General features: G+C 63.4%; 5 protein-coding genes. All 5 read left to right on the top strand.

Going from position 1 to position 5,274, the window contains the following annotated elements:
- Positions 1-164 precede the first annotated feature (164 nt).
- Complete coding sequence (locus IT430_14150; protein MCC6909081.1) at positions 165-584, top strand: hypothetical protein; 420 nt, start codon at positions 165-167, stop codon at positions 582-584.
- Between the two features lie 41 nt (positions 585-625).
- On the top strand, positions 626-877 hold the full coding sequence (locus IT430_14145; GenBank protein MCC6909080.1) for a hypothetical protein: 252 nt from the start codon (positions 626-628) through the stop codon (positions 875-877).
- Entirely contained in the window at positions 867-1,262 is a 396-nt protein-coding gene (locus IT430_14140) for a hypothetical protein (GenBank protein ID MCC6909079.1), read from the top strand. The genes IT430_14145 and IT430_14140 overlap by 11 nt, the downstream gene beginning before the upstream one ends.
- The gene (locus tag IT430_14135) at positions 1,255-3,900 is read left to right on the top strand and encodes a hypothetical protein (protein ID MCC6909078.1); all 2,646 of its coding nucleotides are present in this window, start codon (positions 1,255-1,257) and stop codon (positions 3,898-3,900) included. Before IT430_14140 ends, IT430_14135 begins: the two co-directional genes overlap by 8 nt.
- The coding region (locus tag IT430_14130) for a hypothetical protein (protein MCC6909077.1) at positions 3,900-5,274 on the top strand (1,375 nt) is incomplete at its 3' end. The genes IT430_14135 and IT430_14130, both read left to right, overlap by 1 nt.

Below are 5,274 nucleotides of genomic sequence, written 5' to 3'. Positions count from 1 at the left end.
GGTCGAAACGCGCCTGGTGTCCTACGAAGTGAAGGGCGAACTCGGGAAGCTGACGCAGTTCGAGGCCATGATCCAGCCCACGGGCACGGCGACCTGGTCGTAAGCAGCTGACAACGTCGCCGCCGTCTCTGGACCGCGGCGCCCTTTCATCTGGAGAGTGTGTGATGTCCGTCTTTACGTCGCTGGTAACCGATGTGCTGACCGTGCCGAACACGGAGCAGACCATCACGATTCGGAAGCTCGCCCCGAAGCATCTGGAGGAGGCGCGACGGGCCTCGCAGGAGCGCGCGTTTGAGGACATGAAGCGCACGCGCGAGGTGCTGCCGCCCGAGATGCTGGCCGGACTGCTGGCGAAGTCCGAGAAGGCCGACACGCCCAAAGAGAAGCCGGACCCGCTCCTCACGCATGACCGTGTGACGCTGATGCAGCGCGGGGTCACTGCATGGTCGTTCGCGCAACCACTCACGCCAGACAGTTTCGAGGATCTGGACGACGACACGGCCGACTGGCTGGCTGGTGCCATCCTGCGTCTGTCGAAGCCGTCGCTCTATGCCGCGGAGGATGCCGCGCAAAAAAACGGCTGACGGCGCTCTATCGCGTCCTAGAGGGCGATGATACGACGCCGGTGCCGGTGGAGTGGTGGATCAGCCGGTTGTGCGAGGAATTTCCAGGCCGGCTACCGAGTGAAGTGCTGAAGGAGTGGGAGCGAGCCCCGAGCGGACTGCTGGAAACCATTCTCGAGATGCGGGCGTTCGCGGGGGTGAAGCGGCAGTCGGACGCGGCAAAGACGGCCGCCGAGATGCCGCATGGGGCACTCGCTGATCTGCTGCTGGAGATTCAGGCCGAGGAAATCGAACGCGCACACGATGGCCGATAACCTCACCATCACCGTGGACACTCATGCGCTCCTCGAGGCACTGATCCGTCTGGGGCCGGCGGCGGAGCAGTACGTCCACGCGGCGGCGCGGGTGACGGCAGAGCGCATCCAGGTCGAGGCGCGCGGGCGTGTGCGGCGTGCGACCGGTCGGACGGCAGCGGCCATCACGCTGGACGAGGCGGGCGCACCGCTGCATGGCTGGCGTGTGTTCGTGGCCCCGATGCCACAGCGGGCGGCCAACCTGCCCATCTGGATCGAGTTCGGGACCAAGTTCATGGACGCACGTCCGTTCCTGTTCTCGTCGGCCACGTTGGAGGAGGGGCGGCACCAGGTGCGGATCGCCGAAGCCGTGCAGCACGCCATCGATGAGGTGGGCCTTGGCTAACCCCGCGATGGTCGTACGGATTGCGGCCAATCTCGCCGAACTGAAGAAGAACCTCGCCGAAGGCCGGAACCAGATTGAAGCGACCACGGCCGGCATGCAAAAGCTGGCCACATCGTTCCAGGGTGATCGGCTGATTCAGGCGGCTCACAATGTCGCGGCGGCGGTGAATCAGATTGGCGGAGCGTCGAATCTGACCGAGCGTGAGCAGGCGAAGGTCAACCGCACCGTCGAACAGGCGCTTGAGAAGTACCGGGCGCTTGGGAAGGATGCACCAGAGGCACTCAAGAAACTGGCGGCCGATACGGCCCATGCCACCGAGAAAACCTCCACGCTCGCGACGGCGGCGAAAAACCTGTTCGCCCTCTTTTCGGCGCGAGCCATCATCAATGCCGCCAATGACGCCATCGCGTATGGCGGGAAGATTTCCGACTTGGCCTCAAAAGCCGGCATGACGGCTGAGGCGTTCCAGCGGATGGGGTTTGCGGCGGGTCAGTCGGGCGTGCCTGTGGAGCGTCTGGCTGATGGAGCGGTTCAGCTCTCGAAGCGCCTCGTTGAGGGCGAGAAATCGTCCGTCGCGGCCGTGAAGGCGCTGGGGCTGAGCATGTCGGACCTGATTGCCTCAGGCCCGGAGCGGGCGCTCTACGCCATCGGGGATGCCATCGCCACCGTGCCGAATCCGATGGAGCAGGCCGCCATTGCGACCAATCTCTTCGGACGGACGGGCGCGGACTTCCTGCCGGCGTTCAAGGGCCATATGCAGGAGGTGGCGGACGCGAGTCAGCGCGCGGGCCTCGTGCTGAGCGAAGACACCGTCCGAGCGCTCGATAGCGCTGACGACAGTTTCGCGCGGGTGCGCGTGTCGATGACGGTGATGATCGGGCAGGCACTTGAGCCGATGTTGCCCCTGATTGAGACGCTGGCGACATGGCTGGGGAACAATCTGCCGGCCGGGTTGCAGGCGGCTCGGGCCGGATTCGATGCCCTGATTCTGGTCGGGTTGCGGTTCCGGGCGTGGCTACTGGACACGTCCGTGTCAATCGCGCAGGCCGTGGCAGACGTACCGGTGCTGGGGCGCGTGTTCGGTGAGTCCTCTGGCGACATCGCCGAGATGGCGCGACGAGCCCAGGAAGCGCGCGATGCAGTGAACTCGTTCGTCGCGCAAGGCGTCGAGCCGACGAAGCGAGCCGTGGAGACGACGACGCCACCTCTGCGTGGGTTCGGCGCGGCACTTCATGAAGTCACCACTCACACCAAGAATGCGAAGGATGCGCAAGTCGAGATCGCGCCGGTGGCAGAGCGATTTACTGGACTCGTCTCGCGCTCGCTGACCGAAACCGGAAAACTGACGCAGCAGCTTGAAACATGGGCGCGCGTGAACGGGGCACAACTGGCGCCGTCTATTCTGGAAGTGAATAGCGCACTTGACGCCCAGGTACCGCTTGTTAGCACCATGCAGACACAGTGGGCGCAGTTCGCGCCGACCGTAGCACAGAACACGGCGGAGGCTGCGAGGCGTGGCGTGGGCCTTTTCCAATCGCTGATGGATGGTCTGCCGCAGGTCATACTTGGCGCCGTCCAGGGTGGTGGCAGTGTGATCGGAGCGGCGGGTACCCACATCGGCACGTCGTTGATGGATAAGTTTTCAAAGAGGTTTGGGCCAGCCATCAAAGCTGCCTTGCCGTTTGGTATCGGCGAAGCGGTGACGGCGCTGTTGCCTACGTTGGGCGCATTGTTTGGTCCAGTGGCCGAGAAGATCGCTGGGTTCTTTAAGAAAATCTTCGGCGGCCCTTCGGCCGAAGAGGTGCGTGGCCGAGAGGCCGTCGCGGCATTCGAGCAGCAACTTGCGAGCCTACTGAACCAGACACAGCGCAATGAGGCAGGGAACGAGTCATGGAAACAGACGGTCATCGCGATTCGTGATGCGTACCTAGCGGCCGGGCGGACTGAGGCCGAGGCCCTGCGCGACGCTGAGCGGCTGTGGCAGTCGAGCAAGCAGGGCGCCGAAGCCAGTAAAGCCGTCATCGCAGAAATCGAACAAAAGATGCATGACGTCGCAACGGCCGCAGCCGATACAGAAGCCGCCGCGACCGACGCCCTTGACGGTATTGGTGCGAGTGGATCGGTGACGGCTGACGATGTCCAGGCGGCAATGGCCCGCGCGATGGAAGCGACCAGAGTAGCCTCAGAAACTGGGTCTCTTGACGCGCAGATTGCCGCCGACATCGCGGCACAGGAGGCTGATCGGTTGGCCGATGAATTTGAGCAGTCACTCGATCGCGCAGGTGCCGCTGGCGCGGTCGCAATCGATCGGGTTGGACTGGCGATCGACCATTTGCCAGATGTGGTTGACATCGAAATCCGCGGCAACTATCAGACGTATGGGGCTCCGCCAACCGGTGACGGCTACGCGGCCGGCACGATGGGCGCACACGGCCAGTGGTTCCGCAATTTCGGTCCGGCGACGGCGACGGTGCTCCACGGGCGGGAAGCGGTCGTCACGCCCCAGCAGGCGCCAGCGTTCGCGCAGGCGGTGCTTGGCGGTGGTTGGTCGGATGCTGATGCTGAACTCAAGCGGATGCTCCGTGACCTGCCGCGATCGCTAAAGCTGGCCATCCGGGAAGCGATGGCAATGGCCTGATGGGTGTCACCGCCACGATGAAGGTTGAGGCCGAACTATCGGCCGGAGTGTGGACGGACATCACGGCCGACACAAAGGCGGCTGTCGGACCCCTCACGATCAAATACGGCATCGACGGGAACGGCCCGATCGACCTTGTGGCGTCCCCTGGTGAGTGCTCGTTCGCGCTGAGGAACGATGCCGGAAACTCTGGCGGGTTACAGGGCTACTACTCTCCGCAGCATACCAATTGCCGCAGCGGGTGGGGATTCGGGACGGGTATCCGTGTCTCGTTCACCTACAGCGGCGGCAGCATCACGGACAAGGTGAAGTTCCGCGGCAAGGTGACCACGATTGATCCAGTGCCAGGACAATACGGCCCGCAGCACGTCCACGTCGTGGCCCACGACGGCATCTATGATCTCCTAAGTGCGGATGCTAAAGAACTGGCCATCTTCACAGACAGCGACGAATCGACACTGATCGGGGAAGTGCTAGATGCTGTCCCGACGGCGGCGCAACCGGTGTCGCGGTCTTTGGATACCGGGGTGGGGATCTTCCCGGTGGCCTTCTGGAACCTGCAAGGCAAAGCCAAAGCCCTGAAGGTGATCAGCGATCTGGCCATCTCGGAACTCGGGCGCGTCTTCGTCACTGGTGCCGGGGTGTTTCGTTACAAGAATCGCCATAACTGGGGTGCGCTCAATACGTCGGCCGTCACCATCGCGAACACGATGCAGGGCTTCGTCGCGCCCACATCCGTGGATCGGCTGATTAACCGGTTCCTCGTGACGGCGCATCCGCTTTCCGTGAGCACCGCTGCGACGGACCTACTCTATGACCTGCCGGCGGGCACCGTGAGCATTGGGCCGGGCGAAACGCGAGAACTCTGGTGTGACTACACCGACCCGAACGACCGGCAGTCGAAGATCGGAGGGGCATCCGTGGTGACGTCGCTGGTGAGCGGCACGCACTACAGCGGCAATGCGTCCCCGGATGGCCTTGGGACGGACCTCTCCTCAGACCTCACGGTATCCCTGACAGCCTTTGGCACGACTGGCAAGTTCAGCGTCGAGAACACGGGTTCTGCGACAGCGTGGCTGCGGCTCTATATCTACGGTAAGGCGATCCGTGACGAAGGCGCGATCACGATAGAATCGGCCAGCGCCCAGGACTTTGGGGACCGCACGATGACGGTGGATCTGCCGTATCAGGATTCGCCGTTTGTGACACAATCCGTGGCGGATTATCTGCAGGGCGTGTATTCGACACTCGCCAACCAGGGCGACGAACTCGAGTTCATCGCCAACGAGAATGGGACGTTCATGACCCATGCGCTCAACCGCGAGCCGGGGGACGAAATCACGGTGAGCGAGACGGTGACGGGGTATAGTTCAG

The organism is Phycisphaerales bacterium (assembly GCA_020852515.1).
Lineage (GTDB): Bacteria > Planctomycetota > Phycisphaerae > Phycisphaerales > UBA5793 > UBA5793.
Note: the sequence above shows the minus strand (reverse complement) of the source record. Positions and strands in the feature narration are given on the sequence as shown.